The 17,168-nt window shown below is 69.9% G+C and carries 12 protein-coding genes; 9 read left to right on the forward strand and 3 right to left on the reverse strand.

What is annotated here, in order from left to right; translation table 11 throughout:
- Positions 1-30: 30 nt before the first annotated feature.
- On the reverse strand, positions 31-2,046 hold the full coding sequence (tkt, locus tag LXT13_RS05970) for a transketolase (RefSeq protein ID WP_233370781.1): 2,016 nt from the start codon (positions 2,044-2,046) through the stop codon (positions 31-33).
- Positions 2,047-2,101: 55 nt separating this feature from the next.
- On the opposite strand from tkt, the gene LXT13_RS05975 reads away from it, so the two are divergent.
- Complete coding sequence (locus LXT13_RS05975) at positions 2,102-2,770, forward strand: hemerythrin domain-containing protein (RefSeq protein ID WP_233370782.1); 669 nt, start codon at positions 2,102-2,104, stop codon at positions 2,768-2,770.
- On the opposite strand, the gene LXT13_RS05980 is transcribed toward LXT13_RS05975, so the two are convergent.
- Complete coding sequence (locus LXT13_RS05980; RefSeq protein WP_233370783.1) at positions 2,754-5,903, reverse strand: ligand-binding sensor domain-containing diguanylate cyclase; 3,150 nt, start codon at positions 5,901-5,903, stop codon at positions 2,754-2,756. The genes LXT13_RS05975 and LXT13_RS05980 overlap by 17 nt on opposite strands.
- A gap of 220 nt (positions 5,904-6,123) precedes the next feature.
- Here LXT13_RS05980 and LXT13_RS05985 point away from each other — a divergent pair, with 220 nt between their 5' ends.
- From LXT13_RS05985 to LXT13_RS05995, 3 genes are read left to right on the forward strand one after another with little or no spacing between them, the layout of a single operon-like run.
- Positions 6,124-7,533, forward strand: a complete 1,410-nt coding sequence (locus LXT13_RS05985; protein WP_233370784.1) for an HD domain-containing phosphohydrolase — start codon at positions 6,124-6,126, stop codon at positions 7,531-7,533.
- A 30-nt stretch (positions 7,534-7,563) separates the two neighbouring features.
- Positions 7,564-8,130, forward strand: a complete 567-nt coding sequence (locus LXT13_RS05990) for a response regulator (RefSeq protein ID WP_233370786.1) — start codon at positions 7,564-7,566, stop codon at positions 8,128-8,130.
- Between the two features lie 2 nt (positions 8,131-8,132).
- Positions 8,133-10,262, forward strand: a complete 2,130-nt coding sequence (locus LXT13_RS05995) for an ATP-binding protein (protein WP_304622800.1) — start codon at positions 8,133-8,135, stop codon at positions 10,260-10,262.
- A gap of 9 nt (positions 10,263-10,271) precedes the next feature.
- On the opposite strand, the gene LXT13_RS06005 is transcribed toward LXT13_RS05995, so the two are convergent.
- A complete protein-coding gene (locus LXT13_RS06005) occupies positions 10,272-11,255 on the reverse strand; it encodes a potassium channel beta subunit family protein (protein WP_233370787.1) in 984 nt (327 codons plus the stop codon).
- Positions 11,256-11,339: 84 nt separating this feature from the next.
- Here LXT13_RS06005 and LXT13_RS06010 point away from each other — a divergent pair, with 84 nt between their 5' ends.
- The 5 genes from LXT13_RS06010 to LXT13_RS06030 all read left to right on the forward strand — a co-directional run bounded on the left by LXT13_RS06010 (position 11,340) and on the right by LXT13_RS06030 (position 17,157).
- Positions 11,340-12,521: an FAD-dependent monooxygenase gene (locus tag LXT13_RS06010; protein ID WP_233370788.1), complete on the forward strand. Its 1,182-nt coding sequence runs from the start codon at positions 11,340-11,342 to the stop codon at positions 12,519-12,521.
- Positions 12,522-12,544: 23 nt separating this feature from the next.
- A complete protein-coding gene (locus tag LXT13_RS06015) occupies positions 12,545-13,168 on the forward strand; it encodes a hypothetical protein (RefSeq protein ID WP_233370790.1) in 624 nt (207 codons plus the stop codon).
- Between the two features lie 52 nt (positions 13,169-13,220).
- The gene (locus LXT13_RS06020) at positions 13,221-14,471 is read left to right on the forward strand and encodes a glutamate-5-semialdehyde dehydrogenase (RefSeq protein ID WP_233370791.1); all 1,251 of its coding nucleotides are present in this window, start codon (positions 13,221-13,223) and stop codon (positions 14,469-14,471) included.
- Positions 14,472-14,649: 178 nt separating this feature from the next.
- On the forward strand, positions 14,650-15,894 hold the full coding sequence (locus tag LXT13_RS06025; protein ID WP_233370793.1) for a multifunctional CCA addition/repair protein: 1,245 nt from the start codon (positions 14,650-14,652) through the stop codon (positions 15,892-15,894).
- Between the two features lie 84 nt (positions 15,895-15,978).
- Positions 15,979-17,157 (forward strand): efflux RND transporter periplasmic adaptor subunit, encoded by a 1,179-nt coding sequence (locus LXT13_RS06030; RefSeq protein WP_233370794.1) that lies wholly within the window; start codon positions 15,979-15,981, stop codon positions 17,155-17,157.
- The last annotated feature ends 11 nt before the right edge of the window (positions 17,158-17,168 follow it).

Raw genomic sequence — 17,168 nt, forward strand, 5'->3', positions numbered from 1 at the left:
GACAGGGCTCGTTTGTAGCGCAGCTTCGACTTACTTCTTCTTCAGCACGGCCTTGACAGTCGCCGCGACGTTTTCCGGCGTGAAGCCGAAGTGCTTGAACAGCACGCCGGCCGGGGCTGATTCACCGAAGGTGTCGATGCCGACGACGGCGTCAACGCCGTACTTCCACCAGAAGTCGCTGACGCCCATCTCCACTGCCACGCGCGGCAGGCCCTTGGGCAGCACGTGCTTCTTGTAGTCCTTGTCCTGGCGGTCGAAGACGTTGGTGCAGGGCATGGAAACGACGCGCACTTTGATGCCTTCCTCCGCCAGCAGCGCCTTGGCGGCCATCGCCAGCTGCACCTCGGAGCCGGTCGCGATGATGACGGCCTTGGCCTTGCCCTTGGCGGGCTCGGCCAGCACGTAGGCACCCTTGGCGATCTCGTCGACGTTGGTCTTGGGCGAGTAGGTCAGGTTCTGGCGGGACAGTGCGAGCAGGCTCGGCCGCTGTGCGTTGCCCAGTGCCATCGTCCAGGCCACGACCGTCTCCGTCGTGTCGCCCGGGCGCCAGACGTCCAGACCGGGGATCAGGCGCAGGCTGGCGACATGCTCGATGGACTGGTGCGTCGGGCCGTCTTCGCCGAGGCCGATGGAGTCGTGCGTCATCACGTGGATGACGCGGGCCTTCATCAACGCGGCCATGCGGATGGCGTTGCGGCTGTAGTCGCTGAACGTCAGGAAGGTGCCGCCGTAGGGGATGAAGCCGCCATGCAGCGCGATGCCGTTCATGATGGCCGCCATGCCGAACTCGCGCACGCCGTAGTTGATGTGGCGGCCGGCGTTGGGCTGACCCTTGTCGTCGAAGCGCAGGTTGGGCGTGCTGGACGTGTTGGTCAAGTTGGAGCCGGTCAGGTCGGCGCTGCCGCCGAGCATCTCGGGCAAGGCCAGCGTGAAGGCTTCGAGAGCCAACTGGCTGGCCTTGCGGCTGGCGACGGTCTGCGCCTCGGCGTGGGCCTTGACGACGGCGTCCACGGCGATCTGCGGGAAGTTCTCGGGCAGCACGCCGGCCATGCGGCGCTGGAACTCGGCGGCGAGCTCGGGATGGGCTTGGGCATAGGCGTCGAAGCGGGCGTCCCACTCGGCCTCGGCCTTCTCGCCAGCGGCCTTGGCGTCCCACGCGGCGTACACCTCGGCTGGCACGCTGAAGGGCTCGTGTTCCCAGCCGAGGGCCGCGCGCGTCAGCTTGATCTCTTCGGCGCCCAGCGGCTCGCCGTGCGCCTTGCTGGTGTTGGCGCGGTTGGGGCTGCCCTTGCCGATGTGCGTCTTGGCGATGACGAGCGTGGGCTTGTCGGTGCTCTTGCGGGCCTTGGCGATGGCCTTGTCGACGGCGTCAATGTCATGGCCGTCCACAGGGCCCACGACGTTCCAGCCGTAGGCCTCGAAGCGCTTGGCGGTGTCGTCCGCGAACCAGGGTGCCACCTGGCCGTCGATGGAGATCCCGTTGTCGTCGTAGACGGCGATCAGCTTGTTCAGCTTCCACGCGCCGGCCAGCGCGGCAGCCTCGTGGCTGATGCCTTCCATCAGGCAGCCGTCGCCCAGGAAAACATAGGTGTGGTGGTTGACGATCTCGTGGCCGTCGCGGTTGAAGTCGCGCGCCAACAGCTTCTCGGCCAGCGCCAAGCCCACCGCATTCGTGACGCCCTGGCCCAGCGGGCCGGTCGTCGTCTCGATGCCGGCGGTGATGCCCACCTCGGGGTGGCCCGGCGTCTTGCTGTGCATCTGGCGGAAGTTGCGCAGTTCCTCGATGGGCAGGTCATAGCCCGTCAGGTGCAGCAGCGCGTAGATCAGCATCGAGCCATGGCCGTTGCTGAGCACGAAGCGGTCGCGGTCGGCCCACAGCGGGTTGGCCGGGTTGTGCTTCAGGTGACGCGCCCACAGCGCCACGCCTATGTCCGCCATGCCCATCGGGGCGCCCGGGTGGCCGGAATTGGCGGCCTGCACGGCGTCCATGGCCAGCGCGCGGATGGCATTGGCCATGAGGGTGGGGGAGGCGGTCGTTGCGGTCATGGCCAGGGCTTCCTTCTGGGGGTGGGGCAAAGCACGGGATTCTACGGAGCAGGTCATGACGGACTTGATCCAGCGCAAGGCGCGTCCGTCGTTGCTGCGCGACGCTTGGCGGATGCTGCCGAGCCCCACGCCTTTGTCGCTGCGCGTCATCCGCGCAGAGCACGAAGCGCTGGCCTCGATGCTGCGGACGGTTCCGTTGTTGGTACAGGCGCAGCGCCTGCATGGGACGTCGCCGGGCTTCGAGGCACTGCGGGCGATGCTCTTCTATGTCGACGAATTTCCAGAACGGCTGCATCACAAAAAGGAAAGCGAGCTGCTGTTCCCGAAACTGCGCGCCCGCGTGCCGCAGCTGCGCGACACGCTGGACGACCTGGAGGCCGACCACGCGCAGGGCGAGCGCGCCGTGCGCGAGCTGCAGCACAGCCTGCTGGCCTGGGAGCAGATGGGCGACTGCCGGCGCGACAAGTTCGAGCAGCAGCTGCAGGTGTACTCCGCCCGCTACCTGCGCCACATGCGGCGCGAGGAGACCGAGGTGCTGCCGCGGGCGGCGGAGGTGCTGACCGCCGACGACTGGGCCGAGCTGGACGAGGCCTTCGGCAGCCACCGGGACCCGCTCGCGCCGCAGCCGGGCCAGCCGGTGGACGCCGCCTACGCGTCGCTGCGCGAACGCATCCTAGCGGCGCTGCCGGCGCCGTTCGGCTGGGCGGCTACAACGGTGTCGTGAGGCGTGCGGCGGTCGACGTCGTCAGCAACAGCCGGCCTGTCTCGACCCACTCGTCCAGCCGCAGCCGCGCGTCCTCGCGCAGCTGGCGCTCGCCGGCGGCCTCGGCGCCTAGCAGGCCCACCCAGGCATTGCGACCGAGATCCTTGGCCTCATACAGCGCTGCGTCGGCCAAATCGATGGCGACGTGCCAGTCGATGGCGGCCGGCAGCTGCGTGCACAGCGGGAAGGCGCAGAAGCCCACCGAGCAGCTCAGCGACAGCCGGTAGCCGCCGTCCAGCTCGAACGGCTGGGCCGAGACGGCATGGCGGGCGCGCTCGGCCAGCTCGGCGGCGCTGCCGCGCGGCGTGCCGCGGGCGACGATGAGGAACTCCTCGCCGCCCCAGCGCACGAGGTAGTCGCTGGCGCGGAAGACCTGTTCCAGCCTGCCGCGCATCTGCGTCAGCACGGCGTCGCCGGCCATGTGGCCGTGCGCGTCGTTGATGCGCTTGAAGTGGTCGATGTCGATCAGGAAGAACAGCAGATCCTGCTCGCTGCCGGCTAGGCTCGGGTGGTGCGTGAGCGGCTCGTAGTGGCGCACGGCCAGCGCCACGTCGGCGGGCATCTGGCGGTCCAGGAAGCGGCGGTTGCGTAGGCCGGTCAGCGGGTCTGTGAGGCTGGCTTCTTCCAGCTCGGCGGACTTGGCCGTCAGCGCCGCCGTGGCGGCCTCCAGAGCCTCCGTGCGCTCGCGCACACGCACCTCCAGTGCATGCTGGCGGCGCAGCAGCAGCCGCGTGCGCATGCGCACGATGCCGGCCACCAGCCCCAGCGCCGCGAGCACGGCCAGAGCCTGCACCCAGCGCGTCTGCCACCAGGCCGCGCGCACGTCCACGTCGATGACCAGCTCGTTGGCGCCCCAGGCGCCATCGCGGTTGCTGCCCTGCACGTGCAGCCTGTAGTGGCCGGGCGCGAGGTTGGTGTAGGTGGCCGTGCGGCTCAGCGCGCCGACCTCGATCCAGCCGTGGTCCAGGCCTTCGAGCCGGTAACGGTAGCGGTTGCGGCTGGGCTGGCTGTAGTCCAGCGACGCGAAGGCCAGACTGAACGCACGCTCGCCCGGCGCCAGTAGCAGCGGGCTGTCGCCCGTGGGAAGCGGGCGTTCCTCACCGTCCACGCGCAATTCAGAGGCGATCAGCGGCGGCTTGTAGCCCCACGGCGAGAAGCGATCGGGATCGATGATCAGCAGGCCGCGCGCGCCGCCGAACAGCATGCGGCCGTCGTTGAGCTGCGCGTAGGCGCGGAACCAGCCGGTGCCGAGGTCGGCGCCGTCGGCGGCGCTGAGCTCGCGGTGCTCGCCGCTCGTCGGGTCGAACATGTTGCGTTGCGACCAGATGCGCCCGTGCTTGTCGAACAGCAGGTTGGCGCCGAACGCGCCGCCCGCTTCCGACGCGGGGACCGGCTCGAACTTCGCCTTGGCGCCCTGGCTCTGGACGAGGCGGTGCAGCCCGGTGCCGGTGTCCACCCACAGCTGGCCGCGCGGGTCTACAGCCATGCCGAGCACCGTCTGGCCGGTGAGGCCGGTGGACTCCACCCACTCGGCCACGGGCTCATCCGCGCCGGGCCGGGCGATGCGCAGCAGCCCGGCGGCGCCGCCGGCCCACAGGCTGCCGTCGGGCAGGCTCGCGAAGGCGTTGACCTCGCCGGTGCCGCCGACGAGGCCGGCGGTGACGACCGGGCGCGTCTGCGTCTGGCCCGGACGCCAGCGTTGCAGGCCGTCCAGTGTGGCCATCCACAGCGCGCCGTCGTCGGTGGCATGCAGGCGCCTTGGCACCGCGTTGCCGATGCGCAGGGACTCCTTGAAGCGGCCCTGCGTGTCCAGGCGCAGCAGCTGCGTGTCGATGGCGACCCAGACTGAGCCGTCGGTCGTCTGGCTCAGCGCGTTGACCCGACCGGACGGCAGGCCGCCCTTGCCTGGCTCCGAGGGGGCGATGAGCGCGATGGGCTGCAGCTGGCCATCCCGGCGCTCGATGCCGCCGGCCAGCGTGCCGAGCCACACTTCGCCGTTCTTCAGCTGCAGCACGCTGCGCACGTCCAGTGCTGCCGGGCCCAGCGCCTCGCGCACCATGGACAGGCCCGGCAGCGACGGCACATGGCGCATCAGCCCGCCGCCGTAGCTGCCGGCCCAGACGGTGCCGGACGGGTCGCGGACCAGAGCGCGCACGTCGCTGCGCGGTGCGGTGGCGCCGCCGCCGCTGGCGGGCAGACGTTCGATGAGTGCGCCGTCGCTGGCGCGGCGCCGCGACAGGCCCGAGGCATCGCCGAACCACAGTTCGTCGCCGTCCGGCTGGGCCATGGCCATGACGGGCCAGACGCCGCTGGCGTCGCCGCCGCGGCTGCCGGCATTGAACGGCAGCGCCTGCCCGGCGGGTGACAGCGCGCGCAACTGGCCTTGCGCCGTGCCGGCGATGACGCGGCCGTCCAGTGTTTCGGCTAGCAGCGTGACGAGCTGGTCCGACAGGCCCACGTCCAGCGTCTCGATCGGGCCGTCGGGCGCCTTGCGCGCGAGGCCGCGCCAGGTGCCGATCCACAGCACGCCCTGGCGGTCGACCAGCAGCGTTTGCACGCGCGGGTCCGGCAGGCCGTCCTCCTTGCCGCGATGGTGGGTGAAGCGCTGCGTGGCCACGTCGAAGCGGTCCAGCCCGACGCTGCCGCCGATCCACAACGTGCCGTCCTTCTCCAGTGCGAGCGTGCGCACCGTGTTGGCAGAAGGCGCCGTGTCGTCGGCCGAGTGGCCGTCACGGGCCCAGCGGTCCCAGCGGCCGGACGCCACGTCCATGCGCACGAGGCCGGCGTTGCCGGCCGCTACCCAGATCCAGCCGCGGGGGTCGGGCAGCAGCGAGCGCACGAACTGTTCGGGCAGCAGCGTGCCGTCGGGCGCGGCCAGCGGGTAGCGGCGGAAGGCATACCCGTCGAAGCGCAGCACACCCTCCGGCGAGCCGGCCCACAGCATGCCGCGGTCATCCAGTGCCAGTGCAGAAACGACGTTATCCCGCACGGCGCCCGGTTCGCCGATGAGCTCGAAGCGCGGCACGACGGCGGACGTGGCCAGGCTCCACGCTAGCAGCAGGGCGGTGATGGACGTTCTCAGGGGCAGCCGCATCCCGGCATTCTCGGGCCAGGGCGGTGCCGCTACCGGCCCCGTCGGCGGGAATGGCAAAACTCCCGCGATGTCGGCGCGGCGGCTGCAAGTCGTTGCGTGACGAAGTCAACGCTTTGGGTGAATTTGACGAATTCAAACATATCATTTGTATCAAATTAAGGCAGACTGCTAATCAAGGACCCGGTTGTTAGACATGTGTTGGGTCCGATGGAGGTCTGCCATGACTGCCTCGTCCGTTCTCAACCCCGCACAGCCCGCATCTCTGCCCGCGACCGGCACGCTGCTGTTCGTGGACGACGAGCCGTCCATCCTTAGCGCGCTGCGGCGGCTGTTCCGCCCGCTGGGCCACCGTGTGCTGATGGCCGAGAGCGGAAGCGCAGCGCTGGAGATCCTGGCGCAGGAGGACGTGGACCTGGTGCTGTCGGACATGCGCATGCCCGGCATGGACGGTGCGCAGTTGTTGGCGGCGGTGCGCGAGCGCCATCCCGAGATCGCCCGCCTGCTGCTGACCGGCTATGCCGACATCGGCTCCACGATTGCGGCGATCAACCTCGGCGAAATCCAGCGCTACATCCCCAAGCCCTGGGACGACCAGGAGCTGCTGCTGGCCGTGCGTGAGGGCCTGGAGCGGCGCCGACTGGAGCGCGAGAACGAGGCGCTGCACCAGCGCGTGGCCGAGCAGAACATGCAGCTGCAGACGGCCAATGCCGAACTGCAGACCGTCAACGACCGTCTCGACGACGTCAACCACCAGCTCGAACGCGCCAATGGCGAACTCGAGAAGCGCGTGGCCTCGCGCACTGCCGAGCTGTCGCAGGTCAACCTGATGCTGGGCAAGGCCTACGAGCAGCTGCAGACCAACTTCCTGCTGTCCATCAAGGTGTTCGCCGGCCTGCTGGAGCTGCGCGAAGGCAGCCTGCCGGGCTATTCCGAGAAGGTCGGCCAGTTGGCCCAGCGGCTGGCCCTGAAGCTGGGCATGAGCGACATCCAGCAGCGCGACTGCTACGCGGCCGGCCTGCTGTGCGAGATCGGCAAGATCGGTCTGCCCGACCGCATGCTGCGCACGCCGTTCTCGGCGATGCGTGACGACGAGCGCCAGCGCTACTGCCGCCACCCGTTGCTGGCTGAGGCGGCGCTGATGCCGCTGAACGACCTGCGCAACGTCGCCCGCCTCGTGCGTCAGCACCAGGAGCGCCTGGATGGCCGCGGCTACCCCGACGGGCTGACCGGCAACGACGTGCCGCTGCAGGCCCAGCTCATCGGCCTGGCGGCCACTTACGAGAGCCTCATCGCCGGCCGCCTGGGCGAGAAGCGCTACGCACCGGCCGAGGCCCAGGCGGCCATCGAGGCCACCGTGGGCGCGCATTACTCGCCGGTGCTGATCGACGCGTTCCGGCAGGTGATGGCCGACGACGTCGCTGCCGAGCCGCCGATGGTGGAGCTGGACGTCGAGTCGCTGAAGCCCGGCATGGTGATGGGCCGCGACCTCACCAGTCCGCGCGGCACGCTGCTGCTGTCCAAGGGCTACCGGTTCGACGCCGTCGTCATCAAGACTCTGTGCGACCTCGTGCAGCGCGAGCGCCTTGACATCCGCTTCTTCATCCGCACCGACCTGGCCCCCGCCATCTGAGACCAAGAGCCAAGAAAGACCAGCCCTGCCATGAACACGCCCCGCCTGCTCCTCGTCGACGACGAACCCCACGTCCTGTCCGCCCTGCGCCGTGCGTTGCGTCGGGGCACGGCCGACGGCTTGTGGTCCGCGTTGCACATCGATGCGTTCACGGACCCCGTCGTCGCGCTGGCGCATGCCGACGAGCACGCCTACGATCTCGCGATCAGCGACTTCCGCATGCCGACGATGAACGGCGCGCAGTTCCTCGCACGCTTGCGCGAACGGCAGCCCGACTGCCGCCGGATGATGCTGTCGGCCTACGCTGATTTCGACGCGCTCGCGGACGCCATCAACTCAGCCCGCATCGCGCAGTTCCTGTCGAAACCGTGGAACGAGCCCGAGCTGCTGGCTGCGGTCCACGAGCAGCTGGAGGAGCACCGCCGGAGCCTGGACACGGCGCTGATGGCCGAACGCCAGCGGCTGGTGCTGGGAGAGCTGACACCACAGGAGGCTGAGTGCCGCCGCCTGGAGCGCCTGGAGCCCGGACTGACCCGCGTGCAGTGGAGCGAGGACGGTGCCTACGTGCTGGAGCCCTTGGGCGCCGAAGGCCACTAGCCATGAACGCCCGCGTCGAGCCGCCGCTGCTGCCGCCGCTGCCGTCCGCGCTGCGACCGGCGTTGGAGGCGGTCAGTGCGGCGCTGCTGGCCCATGACGGTGACCGTATCGTCTTCGCCAACGACGCGATGCTGCGCCTGCTCGGCCAGCCGGCCGACGCGCTGATGCTGTTGGCCCCTGAGGCCTGGGCGGAGCCGTCGCAGCAGCCGCTGCTGCGCGACTACGGCCGGCGTTGCCTGGCCAGCGCCGAGGCCCTGCCCGCGCTGGAGATCGATGCGCTCAGCGCCAGCGGCACGCGGCGCTCGCTGGAGATCACCGCGCGGCGCATGGACGTGGGCGATGACCTGCCGCCGCTGGTGCTGCTGACCTGCCAGGACCTGAGCGACATCCGCCACGTGCAGAACAGCTTGATGGAAGTCGGCCGAGTCATGCAGCAGATCGTCGAGAACGGGCCCGTGGCCAGCTATGTGCTCGACCGCAATCATCGCGTTACGCACTGGAACGCGGCCTGCGCACAGCTGACCGGCCTCACGGCGCAGCAGATGGTGGGTCGCGACCAGCCCTGGCGGGCTTTCCACGCCGAAGCCCGGCCGATGTTGGCCGAACTCATCGTGGAAGGCTGCGTGGAAGACGCCGGGCCGCTGCACTACGGTGCCGCGCTACAGCGCTCGCCGCTGCTGCCCGACAGCTACGCGTTCGAGGCCTTCTTCCCGGCGCTGGGCAAGGACGGCCGCTGGCTCTATGTGACGGCGGCGCCGCTGCGCGGCATGGACGGCCAGGTCATGGGCGCCATCGAGACGCTGCAGGACATCAGCCAGCGGCGGCGCGCCGAAGAGCAGCTGCGGCGCCACCAGGCCGAGCTGGAATCCATCGTCGCGCAGCGCACCGCCGAGCTGCTGTTGACGCACCACGAGCTGGAGGCCTTCCTGGAAAACGCGCCGGTGGGGATCGTCGCCACGCGCGAGCTGCAGGTCGTGCGCAGCAACAAGAAGTTCGCCGAGATCCTGGAGCTGCCGCTCGACGTGCCGCCGTCTTCGCTGCCGCCGCGGCAGTTCTTCCAGGACGAAGCCGACTTCGTGGACCTCGGCCGCATGGCTGTCAACGCGATGCGCTCGGGCACGTCGCTGGTCCACGAGACCTGGCTGCGTACGTGGACCGGCCGGCGCATCTGGGTGCAGCTGATCGCCTATGTGTCCGACACCGGCGACGGGCCGCCCGGCATGTGGTGGCTGCTGCAGGATCAGAGCGAGGTCATGCGCGCGCAGGAGGAGCTGGTCAACAACTACCGCAACATCAAGGAGACCAACGCGCGGCTGGAAGAGGCGCAGAACCAGCTGCTGCAGTCGGAGAAGATGGCCTCCATCGGCCAGCTCGCCGCGGGCGTCGCGCACGAGATCAACAACCCGATCGGCTTCGTCAATTCCAACCTCGGCACGCTGCGCCGCTATGTGGAGCAGCTGCTGGCGCTGACACAGGCCTACACCGCGCGCGAGCGGCCGCCGCTGGATGCCGAGCTAGCGGCGCTGAAGCAGGCAGCGGACCTGGAGTTCATCGCCGAGGACCTGCCGGCGCTGCTGGCCGAAAGCGAGGATGGGCTGTCGCGCGTCCGCAAGATCGTGCAGGACCTGAAGGACTTCTCTCGCGTGGACCATGCCGACTGGCAGGACGCGGATCTCAATGCGGGCCTGGAGTCCACGCTGAACGTCGTCATGAACGAGGTCAAGTACCGCGCCGACGTGCAACGCTGCTACGGCACGCTGCTTCCGGTGCGCTGTCTGGCAGGCCAGCTCAACCAGGTGTTCATGAACCTGATCGTCAACGCGGTCCATGCCATGCCGGCCGAGCGGCGTGGCGTCATCACGCTGACCACCGGAATGCGGACGCAGGACGATGGCGACTGGGTGTGGGTGGAGGTGGCCGACAACGGCTGCGGCATGAGCGCGGAGGTGCAGCGCCGCATCTTCGAACCCTTCTTCACGACCAAGCCCGTGGGGCAGGGCACGGGCTTGGGGCTGTCGCTGTCGTTCTCCATCGTCCAGAAGCACGGCGGACGCATCGAGGTCGAGTCCGCCCCGGGCGAGGGCACGACCTTCCGAATCTGGGTGCCGGTGACGGGGCCCGACCCGTGTTGATGCGGCGGCTCAGCGCGCCAGCGGTTTCGTGATCGCGTCGATGCGCTCGACGACGTCGGGCGTCAGCCGGGGCGTGACGGCCAGTGCACCCAGGTTGTCCTGCAACTGCTCCAGTCGGCTGGCCCCGAGGATGACGGTCGACACGCGCGGGTTGCGGTTGATCCAGGCGATGGCGAGCTGCGCGGTGTTGCAGCCCAATTCGGCGGCAATGCCGGCCAGCTGGCCCACGGCGTCGTTGCGGGCCTTGTCCTGCACTTGCTCGCGCAGCCAGCTCATGCTGTCCAGCGCTGCACGGCTGCCGGCGGGGATGCCCTGACGGTACTTGCCCGTCAGCAGGCCGGAGGCCAGCGGGCTCCACGTGGTCAGGCCAAGGCCGATGTCGTCGTAGAGCCGCGCATACTCCTGCTCGACGCGCTGGCGGTGGAACAGGTGGTACTGCGGCTGCTCGACGACCGGCTTGTGCAGGTGGTGGCGCTCTGCGATGTCCCACGCCGCGCGGATGTCGGCCGCGGTCCACTCGCTGGTGCCCCAGTACAGTGCCTTGCCCTGGCGGATGATGTCGCTGATGGCCCAGACCGTCTCCTCGATGGGCGTGTGCGGGTCGGGCCGGTGGCAGTAGATCAGGTCCAGGTGCTCCAGCTGCAGGCGCTTCAGTGACCCGTCCACCGCCTGCATCAGGTACTTGCGGTTCAGCGTGTCCTTGCGGTTGACGGTCGTTACGCCATCGCGCTGCAGGCCCCAGAAGAACTTGCTGGAGACGATGTAGTCCAGCCGGTTCCAGCCCAGCGCCTTCAGCGCCTGGCCCATGACGACCTCGCTTTGGCCATTCGCATAGACCTCGGCGTTGTCGAAGAAGTTGACGCCGGCATCGAACGCGGCGGCCAGCATCTCGGTGGCGGCCTTCGTGTCGACCTGGTTGTGGTACGTGATCCAGGAGCCCAGGGACAGTTCGGAGACCTGGAGGCCGGCGCGGCCGAGGCGGCGGTATTGCATGGCGGTGGCGGTGTGGGGCGGTAAGGCGGCGCAGCTTAAGCCCGTCGCGTCGCCCCTGTGGAGCGGGCGGGTATCGTTGAGGGCATGAACCTCGCCGTCATCGGCGCGGGCCCTGCCGGCCTCGCGCTCGCCCTGCTGGCCGCCGCGCGGCTGCCGCAGGCGCGAATCCACCTGTTCGACACCCGCCCGCTGGACCGTGACGTCAGCGGCGACGCCCGTACGCTGGCGCTCAACCTGGGCAGCGTGCGGCTGCTGGAACGGCTGTCCGCCTGGCAGCCCGCGGTGGCTCAGCCCATCCGCACGGTGCACGTCAGCCAGGCACCGCCGTCGCCGGTGGCCGGCGCCGTGCACCTACGCGCTGTGGACCTCGGCGTGCCGCAGCTGGGCGCCGTGCTGCCCTACGGCGCGCTGGTGGCGCCGCTGCAGCAGCGCTGGCTGGATGTGGCCGCGAGTGAGCCCGAGCGGCTGTTCACGCGCTTCGGTACGGCGGTGAACGCCATCCGCACGGAGCCGGGTAGCGTGGAGCTGGACAGCGGCGACGCCCATCTGGCCGAGCGCTTCGACCTGGCCGTGGTGGCCGAGGGCGGCGTCTTCGCTGAGCAGGACCGCAAGCGTTTGAGCCGTGATTACCACCAGAACGCCTGGGTCGGCAGCGTGCGCCTGGCGCCGCCGGGGCTGCAGGGCCTGGCCATCGAGCGTTTCACGCGCAACGGGCCGCTGGCGTTGCTGCCGCTGCCCGACGACGCGCAAGGCCCGCGCGCCGCGCTGGTGTGGTGCCGGCCCCAGGCCGAGGACGACATCGCGTCGCTGACCGATGCGCAGCGCCTGGTTGTCATCCAGCAGCAGCTGCCAGACGTGGCCGGGCGCCTCACCGGCATCTCGGCGCTGAAGTGCTTTGCGCTCGGGCTGAACGCCGAGACGCGGCTGCTGCAGGGCCGCACGCTGCGCATCGGCAACGCGGCGCAGACGCTGCATCCGGTGGCCGGCCAGGGCCTGAACCTGGGCCTGCGCGATGCCCAAGCGTTGGTGGACGCGCTGCGCGATGCAGCCGAGCAAGGCCAGGACTTGGACGCTGCACTGGCGCGTGTCGATCGCCAGCGCGCGCCCGATCGGTGGCCGATGATCGCCGCGACCGACTTCCTCGCCCGCAGCTTCGCCTGGCGCCTGCCGGGCTTGCCCGGCCTGCGTGGCCTGGCGCTGGCCGGCCTGGAGTTCGCCACGCCGCTGAAGACGGCGCTGGCCCGCCGCATGATGTTCGGCGGCTGACAGGGCCGCCCCCCGGAGATTCCATGCCCTTCAAGCTCTTTGTCGTCGCTGCCCTGGTACTCACCATCGCACGACCCGCCGCGGCGCAGACCGCGCCGCTGATCCCGCCCAACAAGCCCGTGGCGGGAGTGTCACAGGAGGAATGGTCCAAGCGCTGGTGGCGCTGGGCGCTGTCCTTCGACGACGAGGACAGCCCCGTGGCCGACCCGGACGGCCGCTACTGCGCCAGTGGCCAGGACGGGCCCGTGTGGTTCCTGGCCGGCACGTATGGAACGGCGCGCACCGTCCGCACCTGCCATGTGCCGGCAGGCAAGACGCTGTTCTTCCCGCTCGTCAACTACGTCACCTTCGAGCCTGACGACGAGGACGAGAGCTGCGTGTCGCTGAAGCAGCGCGCCGCCCGGCTGACGCCCAAGCCCGACGCGCTGGTGCTGGAGGTCAACGGCAAGCGCTTCACGGGCCTGGAGGCCCACCGACAGGCGACGCGGCGCTGCTTCCACCCCAGCGATGAGGATGACACGCTGGCCGCCGGCAACGGCTTCTACGTTGCCCTGGGCCCGCTGAAGAAAGGCCGCTACACGCTGAACTTCGGCGGCATCCTGCCGGAGCTGTCGCAGGCGGTGACGTACACGCTTGACGTGGAGTGACGCTCGGCGCCTTGCGAAGCGCCGCGGCGCCGGCCTTTGGGACAATCGGTTAATGAGCTTGACCGCCTACATGGACGACCTCGGCCGCGCCGCCCGCGCTGCCGCCACGCAGATGGCCGCCGCCTCGACGGCCGCCAAGAACACCGCGCTGCTGGCACTGGCCCGCCGTCTGCGCGAGGCCGGCCCTGCATTGGCTGAGGCCAATGCCCGTGACCTCGCCGGCGCCGCCGAGCTGAGCGGCCCGCTGCGCGACCGCCTCAAGCTCGATGCGAAGACGCTGGCGACGGTGGCCGAAGGCTGCGAGCAGATCGCCGCGATGCCCGACCCGATCGGTGAGATCACCGGCGTGAAGCGCCGCCCGAGCGGCATCAGCGTCGGCCAGATGCGCGTGCCGCTGGGCGTGTTCGGCATGATCTACGAGAGCCGCCCGAACGTGACAATCGAGGCCGCGTCGCTGGCCATCAAGAGCGGCAACGCCTGCATCTTGCGCGGCGGTTCGGAGGCGATCCACTCCAACCTGGCGCTGGCCGAGCTGGTGTCCGCGTCGCTCGAAGAAGCCGGCCTGCCGCGCGCGGCCGTGCAGCTCATCAACACGACGGACCGGGCGGCGGTGGGCCTGCTCATCAGCGCGCCACAGTGGGTGGACGTGATCATTCCGCGCGGTGGCAAGGGCCTGATCGAGCGCATCTCGGCCGAGGCCCGCGTACCCGTCATCAAGCACCTGGACGGCAACTGCCACAGCTATGTAGACGAGTTCGTGGACCTGTCGCTCGCCGTGAAGGTGGTGGACAACGCGAAGACGCGGAAGTACAGCCCCTGCAACGCGACCGAGTCGCTGCTGGTGCATGCGGCGCAGGCCAAGGCCTTCCTGCCGCTGATCGCCGAGGTCTTCGTCGCCAAGGGCGTGGAGATGCGCGGTTGCGGCCGCACTTGCGCGCTGCTGCCTGCGGCGGTGCCGGCGACGGAGGAGGACTGGTCCACCGAGTACCTCGCGCCGGTCATCAGCATCAAGGTGGTGGATTCGTTGGACGAGGCGATCGCACACATCAACCGCTATGGTTCGCATCACACGGATGCGATCCTGACGACACACCATGTTCATGCGATGAGGTTTCTGCGCGAAGTGGACTCGGCGAGCGTGATGGTCAATGCGAGCACGCGGTTCGCGGATGGGTTCGAGTACGGGCTGGGGGCCGAGATCGGCATCTCCACGGACAAGTTCCATGCGCGGGGGCCGGTGGGGTTGGAGGGGCTCACTTCTATGAAGTGGGTGGTGTTGGGGCAGGGGGAGGTGAGGGGCTGAAGCCGTTTCCGGCTCTCGGCTCTCAGCTTTCGTCGTCGAGTGGTCTTGGGCGGGCAGGGGCGACTCGTTGCGGTGGCTGCCGGCAGTCCGCACCGGCGCCGGGCGGGACTCCCCGCAATGCTGCGATGAGGCTCATGTCGCCGAAGCAGCAACCCCCAAAGTCCGCAAAATTCAAATCATGTCCGCGTTCCAGACCTACCTTGTCGGCGGCGCCGTCCGCGACCGCCTCCTCGGTCTCCCGGTCCAGGACCGGGACTGGGTCGTCGTCGGTGCGTCACCGCAGGACCTGCTCGCCGCCGGTTACCTTCCCGTTGGCAAGGACTTCCCCGTCTTCCTGCACCCCGACACGCGCGAAGAAGTTGCCCTGGCCCGCACCGAGCGCAAGACGGCCGCCGGCTACCACGGCTTCGCCTTCCATGCGGCGCCCGACGTCACGCTGGAGCAGGACCTGGCCCGCCGAGACCTCACCATCAACGCAATGGCCGAGGACGCGCAAGGGGCGGTTATCGACCCCTACCAGGGGCAGCGCGACCTCCGTGACTGCGTGCTGCGTCACGTGTCCCCCGCGTTTGCCGAAGACCCGGTGCGCATCCTGCGCCTGGCCCGCTTCGCCGCGCGCTTCTCCCACTTCACCGTCGCGCCGGAAACCGTCGCGCTGATGCGCGCAATGGTCGACGCCGGTGAGGTAGATGCACTGGTGCCCGAGCGCGTCTGGCAGGAACTGTCGCGCGGCCTCATGGAGAAGAAGCCGTCACGCATGTTTGAGGTGCTGCGCGATGCCCATGCGCTGCACAAACTGCTGCCCGAGGTCGACGCGCTGTTCGGCGTGCCGCAGCCCGAGGCCCACCACCCGGAGATCGACACCGGCGTGCACCTGCTGATGGTGCTGGACCAATGTGCCGCGACGAGCGCGCCGCTGACCGTGCGCTATGCCTGCCTGTGCCACGACCTCGGCAAGGGCACGACGCGCAAGGAAGAGCTGCCTCGCCACATCGCCCACGAAGCGCGCAGCGAAAAACTGGCGGCGCAGGTCAGCGCGCGCTGGAAGGTGCCGACGGACTGCCGCGAGCTCGCCGGGCTCGTCGCCCGCGAGCACACGAACGTGCACCAGAGCGAAGGCTTTGGCGCCGAGGCGCGGCTACGGCTGCTGGAGCGCTGCGACGCCTGGCGCCGGCCCGAACGCTTTGCCGAGCTGCTGTGGGCCTGCGAATGCGACGCCCACGGACGGCTGGGTTTTGAGCAGCGCGCCTACCCGCAGCGCGAGCGGCTGCTGGCCAACCTGCGCGCCACGCTGGCCGTGGACCTGGCCGCCGTCAGCGCCGAAGCCATCGCTCGCGGGGCGCAGGGGCCAGCCATCGGCGCCGCCGTGAAGGCCGCGCGCCTGGGGGCTTTGCGTTCGTTCACCGACGATCGTCACGCCTAGTCGCTAAAGTCTGCGGCTTTGCCGGCGTCAGCGGCCGGCCGTGGATTCGTCGAAAGGGCCAGCAGCATGGCGGCATGGAATGGGATGGCGCGGATCGCCATGGGCGCGTCCGCGCTTACGGCGTTGTTGAGTGCGTGCGGTGGCGGTGACGGCAAGACGGCACCCCCTGCACCGCCGCCGCCCGAAGTGGGTGTCATCACCGTCAGTCCCGGCCGTGCCGACCTCGCCACCGAGCTGCCGGGCCGGCTGGAGGCCTTCCGCGTGGCGCAGGTGCGCGCCCGCGCTGCTGGCATCCTGCAACGCCGCCTGTTCACCGAGGGCAGCGACGTGAAGGCCGGCCAGCCGCTGTTCGAGATCGACGCTGCGCCCTACCGCGCGACGCTGGCCACTGCCCAAGCCCAGCTGGCCCGTGCCGAGGCCAACCTCGTGCAGGCCCAGGCGCTGGCCGACCGCTATGCGCCACTGGCCAAGAGCCAGGCCGTCAGCCAGCAGGAGGCGCTGAACGCGCAAGCCGCCGCGCTGCAGGCCAAGGCCGACGTGGCCGCGGGCAAGGCCGCCGTGCAGACGGCGCAGATCAACCTCGGCTATGCCAGCGTGACGTCGCCCATCGCCGGCCGCATTGGCCGCGCGCTCGTCACCGAAGGCGCGCTGGTGGGGCAGGGCGAGGCCACACCGCTGGCCGTCGTGCAGCAGGTCGACAAGCTCTACGTGAACTTCACGCAGTCTGCCGCCGAGGTTATGCGGCTGCGCCAGGCGCTGGCCGAAGGCCGGCTGCAGCGCGCCGCCGGCCCGGAGGCCGCCAAGGTGCAGGTGCTGCTGGAGGACGGCAGCGTCTACCCGCAGCCGGGCAAGCTGCTGTTCTCGGACCTCAGCGTGGACGCCAGCACCGGCCAGATCACGCTGCGCGCCGAGCTGCCGAACCCGCAGGGCCAACTGTTGCCGGGCTTGTATGTGCGCGTGCGACTGGCGCAGGCCGAGGTCGACGGTGCCGTGTCACTGCCGCAGCAGTCGGTGGCGCACGGCGCAACGGGCGACAGCGTGCTCGTGGTGACCGACGACGGCAGCGTCAGCGCCCGACCGGTCAAGCTGGGCCCTGCGCAAAACGGCAAGGCGCTGGTGGTCGATGGCCTGAAGGCCGGCGACAAGGTCGTCGTCGACGGCCTGCAGAAGACCAAGGCCGGTGGCAAGGCCCGCGCGGTGCCCTGGTCGCCCGGCGCCTCGACACCGGCCGCGTCGGCGCCCGCTTCTGCCGCGTCGCGCTGAGGGGCTGAACC

Origin of the sequence: Pelomonas cellulosilytica (assembly GCF_021353265.1) — a bacterium.
In the GTDB taxonomy this organism is placed as follows: domain Bacteria; phylum Pseudomonadota; class Gammaproteobacteria; order Burkholderiales; family Burkholderiaceae_C; genus Pelomonas; species Pelomonas cellulosilytica.